This window comes from Streptomyces lomondensis, assembly GCF_014651035.1.
Classification (GTDB): Bacteria; Actinomycetota; Actinomycetes; order Streptomycetales; family Streptomycetaceae; genus Streptomyces; species Streptomyces lomondensis.
The window spans coordinates 578,108-594,419 of the sequence record NZ_BMWC01000005.1 but is presented as its reverse complement, the minus strand read 5'-3'; the positions used below and the strand labels follow the sequence as shown (position 1 = coordinate 594,419).

General features: G+C 71.2%; 18 protein-coding genes. 12 read left to right on the top strand and 6 right to left on the bottom strand.

Annotated features, from left to right (window positions below; translation table 11 throughout):
* The first annotated feature begins 436 nt into the window (after window positions 1–436).
* Window positions 437–574, top strand: coding sequence for a hypothetical protein (locus IE255_RS20810; RefSeq protein WP_190051864.1), 138 nt, complete (start codon window positions 437–439; stop codon window positions 572–574).
* A 989-nt stretch (window positions 575–1,563) separates the two neighbouring features.
* Here the strand turns inward: IE255_RS20810 and IE255_RS20805 are convergent.
* Complete coding sequence (locus IE255_RS20805) at window positions 1,564–2,424, bottom strand: UbiA family prenyltransferase (RefSeq protein ID WP_229906509.1); 861 nt, start codon at window positions 2,422–2,424, stop codon at window positions 1,564–1,566.
* A gap of 46 nt (window positions 2,425–2,470) precedes the next feature.
* On the opposite strand from IE255_RS20805, the gene IE255_RS20800 reads away from it, so the two are divergent.
* From IE255_RS20800 to IE255_RS20790, 3 genes are read left to right on the top strand one after another with little or no spacing between them, the layout of a single operon-like run.
* The gene (locus IE255_RS20800) at window positions 2,471–3,658 is read left to right on the top strand and encodes a type III polyketide synthase (protein ID WP_190051823.1); all 1,188 of its coding nucleotides are present in this window, start codon (window positions 2,471–2,473) and stop codon (window positions 3,656–3,658) included.
* A gap of 8 nt (window positions 3,659–3,666) precedes the next feature.
* On the top strand, window positions 3,667–4,182 hold the full coding sequence (locus tag IE255_RS20795) for an isoprenylcysteine carboxyl methyltransferase family protein (RefSeq protein WP_190051822.1): 516 nt from the start codon (window positions 3,667–3,669) through the stop codon (window positions 4,180–4,182).
* Window positions 4,179–5,216: an NAD(P)/FAD-dependent oxidoreductase gene (locus IE255_RS20790; RefSeq protein WP_190051821.1), complete on the top strand. Its 1,038-nt coding sequence runs from the start codon at window positions 4,179–4,181 to the stop codon at window positions 5,214–5,216. Before IE255_RS20795 ends, IE255_RS20790 begins: the two co-directional genes overlap by 4 nt.
* Here IE255_RS20790 and IE255_RS40410 read toward each other — a convergent pair.
* Entirely contained in the window at window positions 5,155–5,637 is a 483-nt protein-coding gene (locus tag IE255_RS40410; RefSeq protein WP_372487534.1) for a Sua5/YciO/YrdC/YwlC family protein, read from the bottom strand. The genes IE255_RS20790 and IE255_RS40410 overlap by 62 nt on opposite strands.
* Here IE255_RS40410 and IE255_RS40405 point away from each other — a divergent pair.
* The 5 genes from IE255_RS40405 (at window position 5,530) to IE255_RS20765 (ending at window position 8,940) form a co-directional block, all read left to right on the top strand.
* Window positions 5,530–5,847, top strand: a complete 318-nt coding sequence (locus IE255_RS40405) for a hypothetical protein (protein ID WP_372487538.1) — start codon at window positions 5,530–5,532, stop codon at window positions 5,845–5,847. The genes IE255_RS40410 and IE255_RS40405 overlap by 108 nt on opposite strands.
* Before the next feature lie 84 nt (window positions 5,848–5,931).
* Entirely contained in the window at window positions 5,932–6,546 is a 615-nt protein-coding gene (locus IE255_RS20780; RefSeq protein WP_190051820.1) for a hypothetical protein, read from the top strand.
* Between the two features lies 1 nt (window position 6,547).
* Window positions 6,548–6,979, top strand: coding sequence for a phage holin family protein (locus IE255_RS20775; RefSeq protein ID WP_190051819.1), 432 nt, complete (start codon window positions 6,548–6,550; stop codon window positions 6,977–6,979).
* Entirely contained in the window at window positions 6,955–7,668 is a 714-nt protein-coding gene (locus IE255_RS20770) for a DUF3618 domain-containing protein (RefSeq protein WP_190051818.1), read from the top strand. The genes IE255_RS20775 and IE255_RS20770 overlap by 25 nt, the downstream gene beginning before the upstream one ends.
* Before the next feature lie 192 nt (window positions 7,669–7,860).
* On the top strand, window positions 7,861–8,940 hold the full coding sequence (locus IE255_RS20765) for a YihY/virulence factor BrkB family protein (protein WP_190051817.1): 1,080 nt from the start codon (window positions 7,861–7,863) through the stop codon (window positions 8,938–8,940).
* A gap of 179 nt (window positions 8,941–9,119) precedes the next feature.
* On the opposite strand, the gene IE255_RS20760 is transcribed toward IE255_RS20765, so the two are convergent.
* The 4 genes from IE255_RS20760 to IE255_RS20745 all read right to left on the bottom strand — a co-directional run bounded on the left by IE255_RS20760 (window position 9,120) and on the right by IE255_RS20745 (window position 12,813).
* On the bottom strand, window positions 9,120–9,521 hold the full coding sequence (locus IE255_RS20760; protein WP_190051816.1) for a hypothetical protein: 402 nt from the start codon (window positions 9,519–9,521) through the stop codon (window positions 9,120–9,122).
* A gap of 44 nt (window positions 9,522–9,565) precedes the next feature.
* A complete protein-coding gene (locus IE255_RS20755; protein WP_190051815.1) occupies window positions 9,566–11,044 on the bottom strand; it encodes a sensor histidine kinase in 1,479 nt (492 codons plus the stop codon).
* Complete coding sequence (locus tag IE255_RS20750) at window positions 11,041–11,730, bottom strand: response regulator transcription factor (RefSeq protein ID WP_190051860.1); 690 nt, start codon at window positions 11,728–11,730, stop codon at window positions 11,041–11,043. The genes IE255_RS20755 and IE255_RS20750 overlap by 4 nt, the downstream gene beginning before the upstream one ends.
* A 366-nt stretch (window positions 11,731–12,096) precedes the next feature.
* Complete coding sequence (locus IE255_RS20745; RefSeq protein ID WP_190051814.1) at window positions 12,097–12,813, bottom strand: TetR/AcrR family transcriptional regulator; 717 nt, start codon at window positions 12,811–12,813, stop codon at window positions 12,097–12,099.
* Window positions 12,814–12,930: 117 nt separating this feature from the next.
* Here IE255_RS20745 and IE255_RS20740 point away from each other — a divergent pair, with 117 nt between their 5' ends.
* From IE255_RS20740 to IE255_RS20730, 3 genes are all read left to right on the top strand, one after another.
* A complete protein-coding gene (locus tag IE255_RS20740) occupies window positions 12,931–13,962 on the top strand; it encodes an ABC transporter ATP-binding protein (RefSeq protein WP_190051813.1) in 1,032 nt (343 codons plus the stop codon).
* Complete coding sequence (locus IE255_RS20735; protein ID WP_229906508.1) at window positions 13,955–14,752, top strand: ABC transporter permease; 798 nt, start codon at window positions 13,955–13,957, stop codon at window positions 14,750–14,752. Before IE255_RS20740 ends, IE255_RS20735 begins: the two co-directional genes overlap by 8 nt.
* A 658-nt stretch (window positions 14,753–15,410) precedes the next feature.
* Entirely contained in the window at window positions 15,411–16,280 is an 870-nt protein-coding gene (locus tag IE255_RS20730) for a 3-hydroxyacyl-CoA dehydrogenase family protein (protein WP_229906507.1), read from the top strand.
* Window positions 16,281–16,312 lie beyond the last annotated feature (32 nt).

Here is a 16,312-nt window from a genome sequence, read left to right as displayed (position 1 = left end):
GGCCCACCGTCAAGCATCAGCTGGGACCAGAACGTCAAGCATCACCTGGGACTAGACACCATCCGTGCCCCTCGATCGCGGTCTGTCGGCTCACTGCTCGACTCGGCTACCGTTCCATCCACGCCTTCTGCGCTGGACACGCCTCAGGGAGCGGCGGAACTCGCTGAGTCCCTGCTTCTTCCGCTCGGGAACCGCTGGCCGCACACTCAGGCCGTGGCTGTTCGGGCTCGCGAGGCTTCCGCGGCTGCGTCCGAGGCGGACCGGGATCTCCTTGTAGCTGCGGCATGGCGGCATGACATCGGCTATTCGCCCGAGGGGCATGACACCGGATTTCCTCCCCTCGACGGGACTTGGCACCTCGAATCGCTGGGTGCGCTGGCGTGCCTGGTGCAGCTGGTCCCTCATCACTCCGCACCTGTGTGCGAGGCGGAGATGTGTGGGCTCTCGGCAGAGCTGGCTGTCCAACGGACAGGCCGTCGACTTCGATACGCGGATCGACGAGATCTTGGTCCGCTACGAGCCGGGCAGCGAGGTGTACAACGCGATCAACACAGGCGACGGACGAAGTGGCTGAACGACGGGATAGCGCCCGCCCAGGTGGTGAGTGGGCCGGAAGCCGTGGCCGTGCTCCTGGTGACCTAGCCTGATGCAGCGAGGGCCAGCTGCCCGACCTGAAGAGACGGCTCGAAGCTGTCGGAGATCTCACTCAGTAGCCGTCCACCGGCTGACGCCGCCGAGGCCCAGAACTTCGACACGTATCCGACACGGCCACCCGCGAAACCCGGCGACAGCCGGACAGCCCCGGAGCCCGCCCTTGATCATCAAGAGGGCGTCCGGGGCTTCGGCGGGTCGGCCGCCACCCGCCCTGACCAGCAAAAAGCCCTCCCCAAAGGGAGGGCGGAGACTTGCGCCCCCGGCAGGACTCGAACCTGCGGCCAAGCGCTTAGAAGGCGCCTGCTCTGTTCTGGCGGTTTCACGCATCCCCGGGGCGAGCGTGCTGGGGGTCAACCTTGATGGGTGCGAGGTCAGCGTGGCGACGGCATGTCCGTCAGGTAGCGGGGCAGGTCGTCGTGCAGGCCCTCGTGCAGGACGGTGCGGTACAGGCCCATGCGCTGGCGAGGCTTGCTCATGTCGTATGAGGTCATCCCGGACCAGGTCTGCGAGCACGATCATGAGGTCTTCCGCCACAGACAGTCACGTCCTCATCACGTTCGCCCGACGGCAGGGCGATGACTGCTCTTCCCCGGTGACGGGGCGTTGTGCGGGCCGGTTTGCGATGCTCCTCGGGTCACTGTGGGGCGGGTCTGCCGGATCCGCGGGTGCGCTGTGGCACGGCGTGTTCATCGCCTGGTCTGTTCAGGCACCGGCCGACTTACGGGAACGTCGCGAGCGGTACAGGTGTCGCCTTCCGCTGTGCTTCCTGAGGCGGGCCTTCCTCCGCTGGCGGGGTCACGGCATGGCGCGTGCAGGCATCACGCGGGCGGCCGGAGCGCAGCACCCGCTGAACGAAGGTCCGTCCGATCGCCCCGACAGCGCCGCCGCTACTCGGGGCCGGGCCCGGGGTCAGGCCATGTCCGAGCCCCTGAGCAGGAGCTGTGCCACCGCCATGCCGGCCACCACGATCGCGGCCCGGAACGGCCACCTGCTCCGGGCCCCCGACGGCACAGCCGTACCCGCGACAGCGACGATCCCGGCCGCTGCCGCCAGTACCCAGTCCGAGATCTCCACCGGCCCGGGCGGCCCTGCGACGACCACGCCCATGGCCGCGAGCATCACGAGCGGGGCCAGCCACCGGCAGGCTGGACGGCCCAGCCGCTGCGGCAGCCCGCGCACACCGGTCGCGAGATCGTTCTCGATGTCCGGAAGGACGTTCACCAGGTGCGCCCCCACGCCCAGCAACGCTCCCGCTGTCACCGCCCACCAGGCGGGCCAGGACGGCGACGGCAGACCGAGGGTGACGTAGGCCGGCAGTGCGCCGAAGGCCGCGGCATAGGGCAGTGGTGAGAGCACCGTGTGTTTCAGTCGCAGGTTGTAGGCCCAGCCGGCCGCTACGCCCGCCAGGTGTGCCGCTCCCGCGGCGGCGCCGCTCAGCAGTGACAGCGGCATGCACAGCCCCAGGGCCGCCCCGGCCGCGACGGCCGCCGCCCGGGGCGGGAGTTCGCCGGTGGCCACCGGCTTGTCGCAGCGCCCGCAGGCCGTGTCGCGTGGTGCGTCGGCCGCGTCGTTGCACCAGCCGATCGAGAGCTGGCCGGCCAGCACGGCCGCGGCCACCGCCGCCGATCCCGCCGGCCCGCGGCCCGCCGCGATGGCCAGTGCCGTCACGAACACCGTCACGGCGAGCGCAGGCTCCGGATGGCAGGAGCGCAGCAGCGCCGGGACACGGTGTGTCGTACGCGAGAGAACTCCAGACGGGTGGACAGACACGTACGCAAGGTAATCGGACGTCCAGGGCGAGGAAGGCATTACCGACATGCGTGTCCCCGTGATCGTCGACCATGCCCCGTCCCCGTCCCCGTCCCCGTCCCCGTCGCCGTCTCCGTCCCCGTCCACCGGGCAGTGCCGGACGGCCGTGCCCGCCGCGGCGACCACGATCGCCGCCGTCCGCACAGCATGGCCGCCGCACCGTTACGCCCAGGACGACCTCACCGAACCGATCGGCGACCTGTGCCTGCCTCCGGGGGCGGATCGCGCCGTGCTGCGCCGCCTGCACGCGTCCGCCGGCGTGCGCACGCGTCATCTCGCCCTGCCCATCGAGCAGTACGCCGGTCTCCGGGACTTCGGGCAGAGCAATGACGCCTGGCTGGCGGCGGGCCTCGAACTGGGCGAGGAAGCCCTCACCGGCGCGCTCAAGGAGGCAGGGCTCGAACCGGCCGATGTCGACCTGCTGGTGTGCGCCTCCATCACCGGCGTCGCCGCCCCCTCGCTCGACGCCCGGCTGGCCGGGCGCATGGGCCTGCGGCCCGATGTCAAAAGACTTCCGGTGTTCGGCCTGGGCTGCGTGGCGGGCGCCGCCGGCCTCGCCCGGGTCCACGACTACCTGCGCGGCCACCCCGACGACACGGCGGTGCTGCTCACCGTCGAACTGTGCTCGCTGACGCTTCAGCAGCACGACGACTCCCGCGCCAACCTCGTAGCCGGCGCCCTGTTCGGCGACGGTGCGGCAGCGCTCGTCGCCCGCGGCAGCGGCGGCGGCAGCGGCAGCGCCGCCGGGCCGGACGCGGTCGGGCCCTCGGTGGTCGCCACGCGCAGCCGTCTGTATCCGGACACCGAACGGCTCCTGGGGTGGGACATCGGAGCCGGCGGATTCCGCGTCGTGATCGATGCCGGTGTTCCCCGCATGGTGCGGGAACACTTCGGCCGGCACCTGCGGGCCTTCCTGGCGGAACACGGCCTCACCACCGACGACATCGGGACCTGGGTGTGCCATCCGGGAGGCCCCAGGGTCCTCTCCGCCCTGACCGACACCCTTGGCCTGCCCGGCGACGCCCTCGACTGCGCCCGGCGCTCCCTCGCGACGGCGGGGAACATGTCCTCCGCCTCCGTCCTGCACATCCTGCAGAGCACGTGGGAATCCCGCCGGCCCGAGCCCGGCACGTGGGGGCTGCTCCTGGCGATGGGCCCCGGATTCTGTTCCGAACTCGTCCTGCTGCGCTGGTGAGTGTCCTCATGCCGTGGTACACGCTGCTCGTCCTGGCCGTCGCCGCCGAACGCGTCGCCGAACTCGTCGTCGCCCGGCGCAACGCGGCCTGGACCCGCGCCCGCGCCGGTGTGGAGCACGGCCGTGGCCACTACCCGGTCATGGTCATCCTGCACACGGGCCTGCTCGCGTGCTGTCTGCTCGAACCCGTGCTCGCCGACCGGCCGTTCCTGCCCGCCCTGGGATGGCCCATGCTGGCGCTCGCCGTACTGGCCCAGGTGCTGCGCTGGTGGTGCATCACCACACTCGGGCCGTACTGGAACACCCGGGTCATCGTCGTTCCCGGAGCGGGCCTGGTCGGCGACGGACCCTACCGCTTCCTGCGCCACCCCAACTACGTCGCGGTCGTCGTGGAGATCGCCGCCCTGCCCCTGGTGCACACCGCCTGGCTCACCGCGATGGTGTTCACCGTCGCCAACGCGGTGCTGCTCGCGGTGCGGGTCCGCTGCGAGAACGCGGCCCTCGCCCAAGCGGTGCCCGCGTGAGCGACAGCCACGACCTGCTGGTCGTCGGAGGGGGACCGGCCGGCCTCGCCACCGCCCTGCACGCCGCGCGTGCCGGTCTCGACACCGTCATCGCCGAGCCACGCCGGGCACCGGTCGACAAGGCGTGCGGTGAGGGCCTGATGCCCGGGGCCGTCCGGGCCCTCACTGCCCTCGGCCTGGAGATCCCCGGCCACCCCATCACGGGCATCCGCTACATCCAGGGACGCCGCCAGGTCCAGGCCGCGTTCCGGCACGGCCCCGGCCTCGGTGCGCGCCGCACCCACCTGCACAGCGCCCTGCACCGGGCCGTCCTGGACGCAGGGGTGCCCGTACTGCCGCTGCGAGTGGAGGAAGTACGGCAGGACACCACCGGCGTGACCCTCCCCGGCACGGGGCTGCGCGCCCGGTGGCTGGTCGCCGCGGACGGCCTGCACTCATCCGTGCGCCGCACCCTGGGGCTGGAGGTGAAGACCCGAGGGGCGGGGTCACCCCGATACGGGTTGCGCCGGCACTACGCGGTGCCCCCCTGGTCGCCGTACGTCGAGGTGCACTGGGGAGCGCAGGCGGAGGCGTACATCACCCCGCTCGGCCCCGCACTCATCGGCGTCGCCCTGCTGACGGCCCGGCGAGCCCCCTTCACCACCCAGCTGGAGAGCTTCCCCGAACTGGCGGCCCGCCTGCCCCCGGAAGCGGCCGTCACCGCGGTGCGCGGCGCGGGACCGCTGCGCCAGAGGGCCCGTACCCGCGCCCACGGGCGGGTACTGCTCGTCGGCGACGCCGCCGGATACATCGACGCGCTGACCGGTGAGGGCGTCTCCCTCGCCCTCACCGGCGCCGAAGCCCTGGTCGCCAACGTGCGCCGCGGCACACCGAGCCGCTACGACAGCGACTGGAGAAGTGCGACCCGCCGCCACCGCCTCCTGACGGACCTCCTCGTGAGGGCCCGTCAGCAGCCCGCGCTCGCCCCCCACATCATGCCCACCGCCGCACGCCTGCCACGCCTGTTCGCGGCAGCGGTGAACGCGCTGGCATGAGACTTGGCCGCGCTTGCGGACCATCCGCTTGAACCGGACTCGTTACGTCCGGGCCGAAACGGCGACGACCCACGCACGGTTGGCCGGTCACCGCCTGCATGGCGCCGCGCGGCCGTGGAGTCTGGCCACAGGGAGTGCTCCCGACCGGGATCGGGACCTGGCGGGGTTCTGGATCTTTCCGGGCGTGGGCATGCTCCCGTTCCTGTGCCCATCGCGTTCGCTTCGGGCGGATGCCTGCTCGGGGTAGGTCGGTGACGAGGTGGTGCCCGGCGTAGGGGAAGGCGACGAGTGCGGGCGAGGGCGTGTGGCGGCCGTGGCCTTCGGCCCGCAGCAGCCGGCTGACGGCCTCGGTGTTGAACGCGTCAGCGCCAAGGCCGTACCCGGTGTCGGTGGGCAGTACCCCGAGATCGCCACGGTCCACTGGCGCTTCCGCCTCGCGCAGCCCTTCGGCGCGCTGGAACGCATCGGAGCAGTTGTAGCGCCGAGTAATGAAAGTGTTCGCCTTGATCAGCACAAGGTGGTGATGCGGTCAGCGACGCTGTTCATGGCGGCCGGCAACCGCCTCCTGCCCCCGCCCCCGACCTTCCGAAACCATGAGCGAATATCGTCCCATTTGCTCGTTTTGTGCTGATATGCGGGGTACTCCCTTATGGACGTGGATCCGGAGGTGCCGACTCCGCTGGCCGCCTCGGGAGCGCCGAAGGAGGAATGGCTCATGAGTGAAGATGCCAGTCGCGTTCAGCAGACGGGGCAGACAGCGAAGGAACAGACGTCGGCTGTGGCCGCGCAGACCGGGCAGGCGGCCGGCGAGGTCGCCGGGACTGCCGCCGAGCAGGCAAAGGCCGTCGCGGGCGAAGCACGTGCACAGGCAGGCGGTGCGATACGCGACCTGAGGCAGCGCGTGGTGGGCGAGAGCCAGGGACAGGTGGAACGGCTGGCCGGGACGGTGCGGCAGTGGGCCGATGACCTCGCGGGGATGGCGGAGAACGCCTCGGGTGATTCGCCCGCCAGGAGCCTGGCGTCCCAGGCAGCCGATCAGGGCCACCGCGCGGCGGACTACCTGGACAAGAACGGCGCGGAGGGCCTGGTAGGCGACCTGCAGAACTTCGCGCGCCGTCGGCCGGGGGCGTTCCTGGGCGGAGCGGTGCTGGCCGGCATGGTGGTGGGCCGCCTGGCCAAGGCCGGCACCAAGGCCGCGCAGGCCCCGTCGGCTCCGCATCCGGGCGTTCGGCGACAGGGGCCGGAGCGCGAGGAGAGCGGCACCCTGCCTGCGGGCACACCGGTGCCGCCGCCGGAGCTGTCCGGTTATCCGGCTCATCCGGGGGTGTGAGATGTCGTCGCTCTATCGGCAGTCGCCGCGAGCCGGTGGACAGCGCGAGGCGGTTCCAGACCGCTCGGCGGGCGAGCTGCTGTCGGCGGTGACGTCGGATCTGCAGACGCTGTTCCGCCAGGAGGTGGAGCTGGCGAAGGCGGAGATCCGCGAGGAGGGCGCCAAGGCGGGCAAGGCCGCCGGGATGTACGGGGGTGCCGGGTTCGGCGGATACATGGTGGCGCTCTTCTTGTCGCTCGCGGCCGTCTTCGGTCTGGCCAACGTGATGGACGCCGGCTGGGCGGCACTGATCGTCGCCGCCGTGTGGGCGGTGATCGCGGCCGTCCTGTACGTGATGGGCCGCTCCCGGATGCGGGAGGTGTCCCCGAAGCCGGAACAGACCGTGCAAACCCTGAAGGAGGACGCGCAATGGGCACGGCACCCGATCAGATAAGGTCCGAGATCGACACCACCCGGGAACGCCTGTCGGAGAACGTCAACCGGCTGGCCGACCGGGCCCGCCCCCGGCAGATGGTGCGCCGCCGCACCCGGCGGGTGCGAGGCGCGGTGACGGGGCTGCGTGACCGCGTCATGGGGACCGTCGCCGAATCGGCGGGGACGGCGCGGGACCGTACGGTGCAGGCCACGGAGTCGGTGAAGGAAGGCACCGGCGGGGCCGCGGACACGGTGCGCCAGACGGCCGGGCAGGCCGCCGGTCAGGTCGGCGAGGTGGCCGGACAGGCCCGTGAGGCGGTGAGCCGGGCACCGGAGCAGGCGGTGCGGCAGACGCAGGGCAACCCGCTCGCCGCCGGGCTGATCGCCTTCGGTGCCGGACTGCTGACCGCGTCTCTCCTGCCGACGTCCGAGGCCGAGGAACAGGCAGCCTCCCGGATCACCGAGCAGGCCGGCGAAAAGCTCGAGCCGGTCAAGGAGGCAGCCGTCGAGTCCGCGCAGCAGCTGAAGCAGGACGCCACCGAGGTCGCCCAGCAGGCAGCCCAGGACGTGAAGGACACCGCCGCGGAGGCCGCGAAGACCACCAAGGAGGAGGCCCGCGACCAGGCAGGCCAGGTCTCGGGGCAGGCCCGCGAGTCCGGGCAGCAGGTGGCCGACGACGCCCGCGGGCGGAGCTCGGGCCCTGTCTGACCTTTGCACGTCGCTGCCGGCCCTCGCCGCGAGCGGGGAGGACGAGCCGGCAGCTGATCAACCCGGTTCCGTGAAGTGGGGACCCGGGATCAAGGCGGTTGTCTGGCCGAAGCGCATGCCCGGCCGAGCGTCCCTGACGAGGCGCGAGTACCGGGGCCTGGCCCGCATCACCCCTGCGTAAGGAGCTGTGTCATGAGAGTGGGACACAGGCGTGACGACACCGGCCATCGCCGAGGTCGGAAAACCGACGAGCAGCGGCAGGCCACGGCGTACGGCCGCGAAGATGAGCCGGAGCGATTCGGTCCGGGTCCGGAGGTGGAGCAGCGGGCGCCGGACACTCCGACGGATCTGCCCAAGGGCTCCTGGGGCGCGGTGCTGAAAGGCACCCTGAAGGAGTTCAAGAAGGACGAGCTGGCCGACCGGGCCGCAGCGCTGACCTACTACGGGATCCTGGCGCTCTTCCCGGCACTGCTGGCGCTGATCTCGCTGCTCGGGATCCTCGGCCAGTCCGCGACACAGCAGGTGCTGGACAACATCCGACAGCTGGCCCCGGGGGCGGCGCGGGACGTCCTCACCAACGCGGTGCAGCAGATGCAGGGCAACGCCGGGCTCGGGTCGATCATGGCGATCGTGGGTCTGGTGCTCGCGGTGTGGTCGGCCTCCGGCTATGTCGCCGCGTTCATCAGGAGCGCGAATGCGGTCTACGACGTCCCCGAGGGCCGGCCCGTGTGGAAGGTGCTGCCGCTCCGCGTCGCCGTGACCGTGGTCCTGATGGTCCTGGCCGTGGTCAGTGCGCTGATCGTCGTCTTCACCGGCGGCCTGGCCCAGCAGGTCGGTACTGCCCTGGGCGTCGGCGACACCGCCTTGACCGTGTGGTCGATCGCCAAGTGGCCGGTGCTCGTCGTACTGGTCACGATCATGATCGCGATCTTGTACTGGGCGACACCGAACGCGAAGGTCCGCGGCTTCCGCTGGATCACGCCGGGGAGCTTCCTCGCGCTCGTGATCTGGATGCTCGCCTCCGCGGGATTCGCCCTGTACGTCGCGAATTTCGCCTCGTACAACAAGACATATGGTGCCCTTGCCGGCGTGATCATTTTCCTGGTGTGGCTGTGGATCACGAATCTGGCGATTCTGCTCGGCCTCGAGTTCGACGCGGAGATGGCCCGCCAGCGGGCCGTCGCAGGCGGTCATCCGGCCGAGCAGGAGCCGTACGTCGAGCCGCGCGACACCCGGAAGTGGGACGAGGAGGACCGCCGCCGTTTTGAGTGAGGCGACCGCCCCTGAGCACCGCCTCATGCCTGGATCGCGTCATGCTCGTCGGGGTCTATGAACCCCCCACTACTTCAGCCGCTCCTGATGATGCGAACCTGCGGGTGGGTCCGGGGCCGCCATGACCCCGGAACCACCGCTGTCCGCGGATTGCCTGGCCGGAGGCCGTCAGGTGCCGCTCATGCCGAGTGGCCGTCCTCGACGGTCGCGCACCAGCTCCGCACCTTGGCCAGGTCCTTCTCGCGCTGCTGGAGTGACGGCACGAGGGACTTGCGGAAGGACAGTTCGTCATCGAGGTACTTCGCGACCGCGCTGCGGCCTGCGGCCTTCGCGGTGGCGGCCCGCTTCTCCAGTTGGGCGATGGAGCCCTTCCCCGACCCTTCCAGCCGCTTGAGCTTCCGCTCGATCCGCTGCTCGGCCTTCGGAGCGCGCTTGCACAGCTTGTTCGTGCCGTCCTTCTTCGCCGTGGCGGCGGGCTTGGCGGACGCGGCCGTGGTGGTGCTCTCCGCGGCGGCGGTCCCCGCAACGCCCAGTAGGGCGGCGACCGCCAGAGAGATGACGACGGTTTTCCTGGGTCGCATGATGTGTTCCTTCCTGTGCGGCGCAGTGCCTGCTGGGGAGGAAGTTAGGAACCGTCTTTGTGGAAACCTTGTGATGTCCCGGGCGCCGACAGCCAGTCCCTGCGCGGCGGCGGCAGCGTGTGGTCCGCCCTGGTGGGAAGACGCACTTCGAACCGTGTGCCGCGCCGCCCGTCCGGGCGGTCGAGAACCGTGATGCGGCCCTGGTGCAGCGTGATCTGCTGCGCGACGAGGGTGAGACCGAGGCCCGACCCGGGACTGCCGGGACCGCGGTGGAAGCGCCGGAAGACGGCCTCGCGCCGGTCGGGCGGGATGCCTGGCCCCCGGTCGTCCACGGTGAGCACGGCGTCCTGCCCGTCCTGGCCCAGGGTCACCTCGATACGGGGTGCCTTGTCCTCGTACCGGCCGTGGGTGCAGGCGTTGGCCAGCAGGTTGTCCACCGTGGAGCGCAGCCCCTGCTCCCAGCCGTGCGCCCACAGGCCCGGCGAGGCCGTCACCGTCAGCTCCGCGTCCGGGTGTCTGCGGCGCAGGTCGGCGACCGAGGCGTCCACGAGCTCGGCCAGGTCGACGGGGCCGAAGGCGTCCGCCTCGACCAGGTCGCCCTGGGCGAGCGCCCGGAGCATGGTCAGGAGCCCCTGCAGCCGGGTGTGCTCGCGCCGCAGGTCCTCCAGGACCTCGGTGCGGTCCGGCTCCGTCAGCTCCGGGTGTTCGGCGAGGATGTCCAGGTTGGTCCGCATGCTCATCAGCGGGGTGCGCAGCTCGTGCGAGGCTGCGGCGGAGAACGAGCGGGCCACCTCCAACGCCTCCGCGGTGCGGGCGGCCTGCTGGTCGTAGCGAGCGAGCACGGTACGGATCGTCCGGGCCAAATCGTCGACCTCGGCGATCCCGATCGGGGTGTGATCGAGGCGAGCGGCGCTGGTCGTCGGGTCGAGGCCGCTGGTACGGCGCTGCAGACGCCGCAGCGGCCGCGCGGTACCGGCCGCCGCCGCCCATCCCGCCGCCCCGGCGAGCGGGGCGGCGAGCAGCGCGACGGTCACCACCCGCCCCCGCACCAGCCTGATCAGCGCCTGGCTCGCGGTGTCCGGGGAGAACAGCCACAAGGTGCCTCGCGTCTCGGGGCGGTTGACGGTCACCGGCACGGACAGCACCCGCCAGCTCGCGCCGTCGGCCGCCCGTACGGTGACGGGTGCGATGGCGTTCGGCGGCAACCGTACGGACGCGCCCGGCTGAGGGCCGCCGGTGGTCACCGTGCCCGCGGGGCCCGTCAGCCGTACTCCCACATCGAGCGCGGCCGCGAACAGCCGCCGTTCCCGGGCGTGCTCGACGGACGGCGGCCGGCCCGACGCGGCGGCCCGCAGCAGCGCCTTGGCGTCCGGGGTGACCGCGGCGGCACGATCGCTCAGCTGCGAGTCCTGCTGCTGGTGCAGATCCTTGGTGACCAGCCCCAGCAGCAGCAGGCCGGCGGCCAGCACCAGCGGCGGCACGGTGACGCCGACGGCGATCGCGATCCGCGTGGACAGTCTCACGGCGCGTCCCGGGGCTCGCGCAGGACGAAGCCGACCCCGCGCATGGTGTGCAGCATCCGGGGCCGCCCTTCTGCCTCCAGCTTGCGGCGCAGGTAGCTGACGAAGGTGTCCACGGCGTCGGTGCGCACCTCGAAGTCGTACCCCCACACGCGGTCCAGCAACTGGTCCCGGGTCAGCACGATCCCGGCGTTGCGGGCCAGGACCTCCAGCAGCTCGAACTCGCGCCGGGTCAGCTTCAGCGGTTCCCCGTCGATGTGCGCCTCGCGGGCGGCCGGTGCCAGGACCAGGGGGCCTACGCGCACCAGGTCGTCGACCGCGGGCGGCCGGCGGCGCAGCAGCGCGCCCAGCCGCAGTACCAGCTCCTGGAGGGCGAAGGGCTTGACGAGATAATCGTCTCCGCCCGCCTGGAGCCCGGCGACCCGGTCGGAGACCTCGTCGAGAGCGGAGAGCATCAGCACGGGGACGTCGTTCCCGTCCCCCCGGAGCCCGCGGCACACCTCGATGCCGCTCAGGCCGGGCATGGAGATGTCCAGCACCACCACGTCCGGCGACCGGTCGCGCACCGTCTGAAGAGCCGCACGGCCACTCTCCGCCAGAACGACGGAGAAGCCGCTCAGCCGCAGTCCACGATCCAGGGAACGCCGGATGGCCGCGTCGTCGTCCACGACCAGCACCAGCCCGCTCATCGCGTTCACGGCCGCGATGCTACGTCCCGCCCCCGTCCCGGCCACCGCCGGGCGGCCCACGGAGCGCCAAAGATGCCGGCAACAGTCGGCAAAGGGGTACGGGGCGGGACTGCTCCGGAGACGCGGCTCGCTCGGTCCCGCCGACAGAGCAGAGCTCGGCCTCGTTTGTGACGCTCGTTTGACGCTCTGAGGGCCTCACAGCCGGCCCGAAGGGCTTGGATATGGCGACGGGCGAGGACCCAAGGGCGGCGAGCCGGCCGGGCGATCGTGCCCGCGGTGCGCTTCTTGCGTCCGCGGCCGGTGCCCCCTTGTCGCTTGTAGAGCACGGCGGCAGCGACCAGCACGGCGCCGGGCGCTGCGTGTCCGTCAGACGTCCGTGTCCCGGGCGAGCCGCTGTACCCGCTCGACGTCGGGCAGGCCCGCGCCCCTGCCGACCCGGGCCGGAGTCGGGTCGTCGGCGGCGTTCGCCGGGTCGACCAGCCGGCGCAGGCCGGTGCGCAGGAGCGCGCCGTCGACGGAGGCCACGCCGCTGAGCGCGAGCACCGACACGCCCTGGTCGAGTGCGGCCATGAGCTGCGCGACGTCGTCGACCGGGAGGTTCTCACCGGCCGGCCGGCTCTCGGCCGCGATCCGCCCGTAGGCGTCGATCATGATCTGCACACGGGCGCGCAGTTGTTCGCCGAGCACCGCGTCGCGGGCGGCGGTCGCGATGAACTCCAGCATCGCCAGGCCGAACCCGCGCACCAGCATCGCGGCCTCCTCGGCGGGGGCGACACCGGAGCCCGTGCCGGCGGCGCCACTCGCGTCCGGCACGGCGAACGGGTCCCAGTCCTCGCCCCGCAGCGTCTGCAGGTTGTGGTCCATCGCGGCCAGGAACAGCTCGGCCTTGCCTCCGAAGTTCGAGTAGACCGCCCCCTTGGAGAACCCCGCCTCGTTGGCGATCCCCTCGAGGCTCGCCCCGTGGTAGCCGTCCCGGGCGAACGCCATCAGCGCCGCCACGGTCAATGCGCCGCGTGTCTCCTGCTTCTGCTCCGCACGGCTGCGGCGTACCCGGCGTGCGGTCGGCGTGAGGCGTTGGTCCATGACCGACATCGTAGTTGACGTACTTGCGGAATCGCGATACCAATGGCATTCACATACCGACAGTATTTGAATTCAGTGGGTACCTCAGTGGTGAGCCGAGGTGGGGGAGGAGCGCTGATGAGCGACGCGGTGTTGGAGGTCGAGAACCTCACCAGGAGGTTCGGCCCAGTCCTGGCGAACGACGGGGTCAGTCTGCGGGTCAGGGCCGGTGAGGTGGTCGGCCTGCTCGGGCACAACGGCGCCGGCAAGACCACGTTGGTCTCGCAGATCGTGGGTCTGCTCAAGCCCGACGCGGGGTCGATCCGGGTGGCCGGGGTGGACGCTGTCGCGGACCCGGCGACGGCCCGCCGCTGTGTGGCACTCCAGGCCCAGTCGCAGGCGCCGATGGACGGCCTGACCCCCAGGACGGCGATCGAGATCGCGGGCCGGCTGCGCGGCATGTCCAAGGCGGCCGCCGGGGCGGCGGCGCGTACGCTCGCCGAGGAACTGGACCTCCACGAGTGGCTCGACCGCCGCGCCCTGCCGGAGGGACGTGGCCTGTCCGGCGGTGTGCGCCGACTGACCGCGTTCGCCATGGCTGCGGTCGCTCCGGTGCCGCTGGTCGTCCTCGACGAGCCCACCAACGACGTCGACGCGGCCCGCCGGCGGCGCCTGTGGGACACCGTGCGCCGCCTGGGCGACGAGGGCGCGGGCGTGCTGCTCGTGACCCACAACGTCGTCGAGGCCGAGCGTGTGGTGGACGAACTCGTGGTCCTCGACCATGGCAAGGTCGTCGCCGCCGGGTCGCCGAGCCGGCTGCGTGGGACCGGCGACCACGCCCTGCGGCTCGAACTCTGGCTGCATCCCGAGGGGGCCGACCCCTCGGATCACCCGGGCACCGTGCCGGTCCCGGTCGCCCGCCGCCTCCGCGTCGGCCGACGGGTGCTGCTCACCCTCGGCTCGGCCGACGCCGAGGCCGCCGTCGCCTGGGCCGCGACGCTCCGCGAGAGCCGTCGCATCGAGGAGTACACGCTGGGCCCCGCCACCCTCGAGGACGTCTACCTCGCCGTGACCGCCGGAGCCGCCACCGACCAGACCGCCACCGGAGCCACGACCGCCGCAGCCGCCACGGACGCGGCCGACATCCCGGAGGAGACCGCCCGTGTCTGAGGCAACCGTCGTCGCGACGCCCACCCGTGTGCCCCGGCCGATCCCGCCGCGCACCGGGCTGTGGACGACCTACGCGACCCTGCTGCGCTGGACCATGGGCCAGATCGGCGCGGTCCTGCCGCTGATCATCCTGATCCAGGCGCTCCTCGCCGCCGGCATCATCGTCGGCTTCGGGTTCCTGATCGGGGACGTCAACAGCCCCGCCGCCCAGTTCCTGTCCACGGGAACCCCGACCGTGCTGCTGATGGTCATCGGCCTGGTCATGGTCCCCCAGGGTGTGGCGCAGGCCCGCACCAGCGGCACCTTCACCTACCAGCGCGCGCTGCCGGTGCCGCGCCCGCTGCTGCTGCTGGCCGATCTCACGGTGTGGCTGGTGGTCGCCCTCCCGGGCATCCCCGTGGCGGTGTTCGTGGCCTGGCTGCGCTACGACCTGAGCTACTCCTTCGACTGGTCCCTCCTGGTGACCGCGTCCGTGCTGACCGCGTTGGTGGCGACGGCCGTCGGCTACGCGGTGGCCGTGCTCCTGCCGCCGCTGCTCGCCCAGCTCGCCAGTCAGGTCCTCGTGTTCTTCGTGATGCTGTTCTCGCCGATCACGTTCCCGGAGAGCCAGTTGCCGGAGTGGTTCAGGGCGGTCCACGACGTGCTGCCCTTCCGGCCGGCGGCGGACCTGCTGCGCGCCGGACTGGTCTCGGGCGACCAGGGGGTGAACTGGCAGGACCTCGCCGTGCTGACGGTCTGGTGCCTGCTCGGCCTCACGATCAGCGTGCGGGCCCTGGTCCGCCGGCCCTGAACCGGCCGGGGCGGACGGCGGCGCGCGGCGGCCGGGGAAGGGAGCGACACCCTTCCCCGGCCGCCGCGACCGCTGCAAAACCCCACCTCACAGCGGGTTTTGCTTTAGCATCGCTATAACTTCCCTTGGATCCCCCTTTACTTGAGGAGGATCCCTGCATACGATGCCCAGCAGTGGTTATCGCGTGACCGAGACGTGAAGAGCACGTGGGGTTCCGTCCGGGCGAGATCACCTTTTATCGAGCACGAACGGGGCGTGCGCGACCTGCTCACGGGCGGAGTCATGCCCCGCTGATCGGATGATTTCTTCGGGGGGAGACTTCACGCACTAACGGGGGCAATGCGACGCCAGTTCAGGACGCTGCGGCAGGGGCGAGGGGACTTGATGCTCCGGTGTGCCGAGGTGCGTCGACCCACCTTTAGCTGATCATCAGTCTAAAGGGACGGGTGTCTGGATGGTCGTCTCTTTTCAGTCATCCTCACGTGATGACGTGACGCGTCATGGGCGGGTTGCCCGTGTGCCACGGCTCCGTGTCGATGTATTCCGGCATTCACACACGCGTGTCTCGTGACCGCCTTCAGGTGCCGAAGGCTGCCCGCGAGCTGACGCGGCCGTTGAGTTTGCCGTCCACGAGACAACGACTCAAAAGGTTATGAGCATGGCGACGGTTGGAGTGATAGGCGCCGGCGTTATGGGCAAAGATGTGGCCCTTACCTGTGCAGCCTATGGATACGACGTACTGCTTTGCGACAGCGATGCGGATGTTCTCGCCTCCGCGCCGGGGCAGATGCGCCGGCGTGTCAGGAAGTACCGGATGATGTCGCCGGCCGTGGCCGAATGGCACGCCGACGACGTCCTCGGCCGGGTGTCCCGCACCGGCGACGTGGCGGACCTGGCCGGCGCGGACTGGATCGTCGAGAACATCGTCGAGGATCCCGAGGCCAAGCGGGAGCTGTATCTCCGGCTCCGCGAGGTCTGCACGGAAACGGTGCGGGTCGCGGTCAACACCAGCTGTATGCCCATCACCCGGATCGCGTCCCTGATGCCCCACCCTCAGCGGGTGATCGGCATGCACTTCATGAATCCGGTTCCCCTGATCGACGGTGTCGAGGTCATTCGCGGACAGCACACCTCGGACGACACGGTGAAAGCGGCGGAGGAGTTCGCCGGCTCCCTGGGCAAGCGTCCCATCGTCGTGAACGACATGCCCGGGTTCGTGTCCAACCGCCTGTCCCATCTCTTCATGAACGAGGCGGCCTTCCTGGTGCAGGACGGCGTCGCGGCACCGGAGCAGGTGGACGACGTCTTCAAACTCGGCTACGGGCACCGCATGGGGCCGCTGGAAACGGCGGACCTCATCGGCCTGGACACGGTCGTCAACTCGCTGGCAGTTCTGTACGACGAGTTCCAGGACCCCAAATTCCGCTGCTGTCCGCTGCTGAAGAAGATGGTCGACGCCGGTTTCCTGGGACGGAAGAGCGGCCGGGGATTCTACGACTACACGACGTCCACTGCGGGCGCGCGGTGATGCCCGACGCGACTGCTCCCGAAGGGAACCGA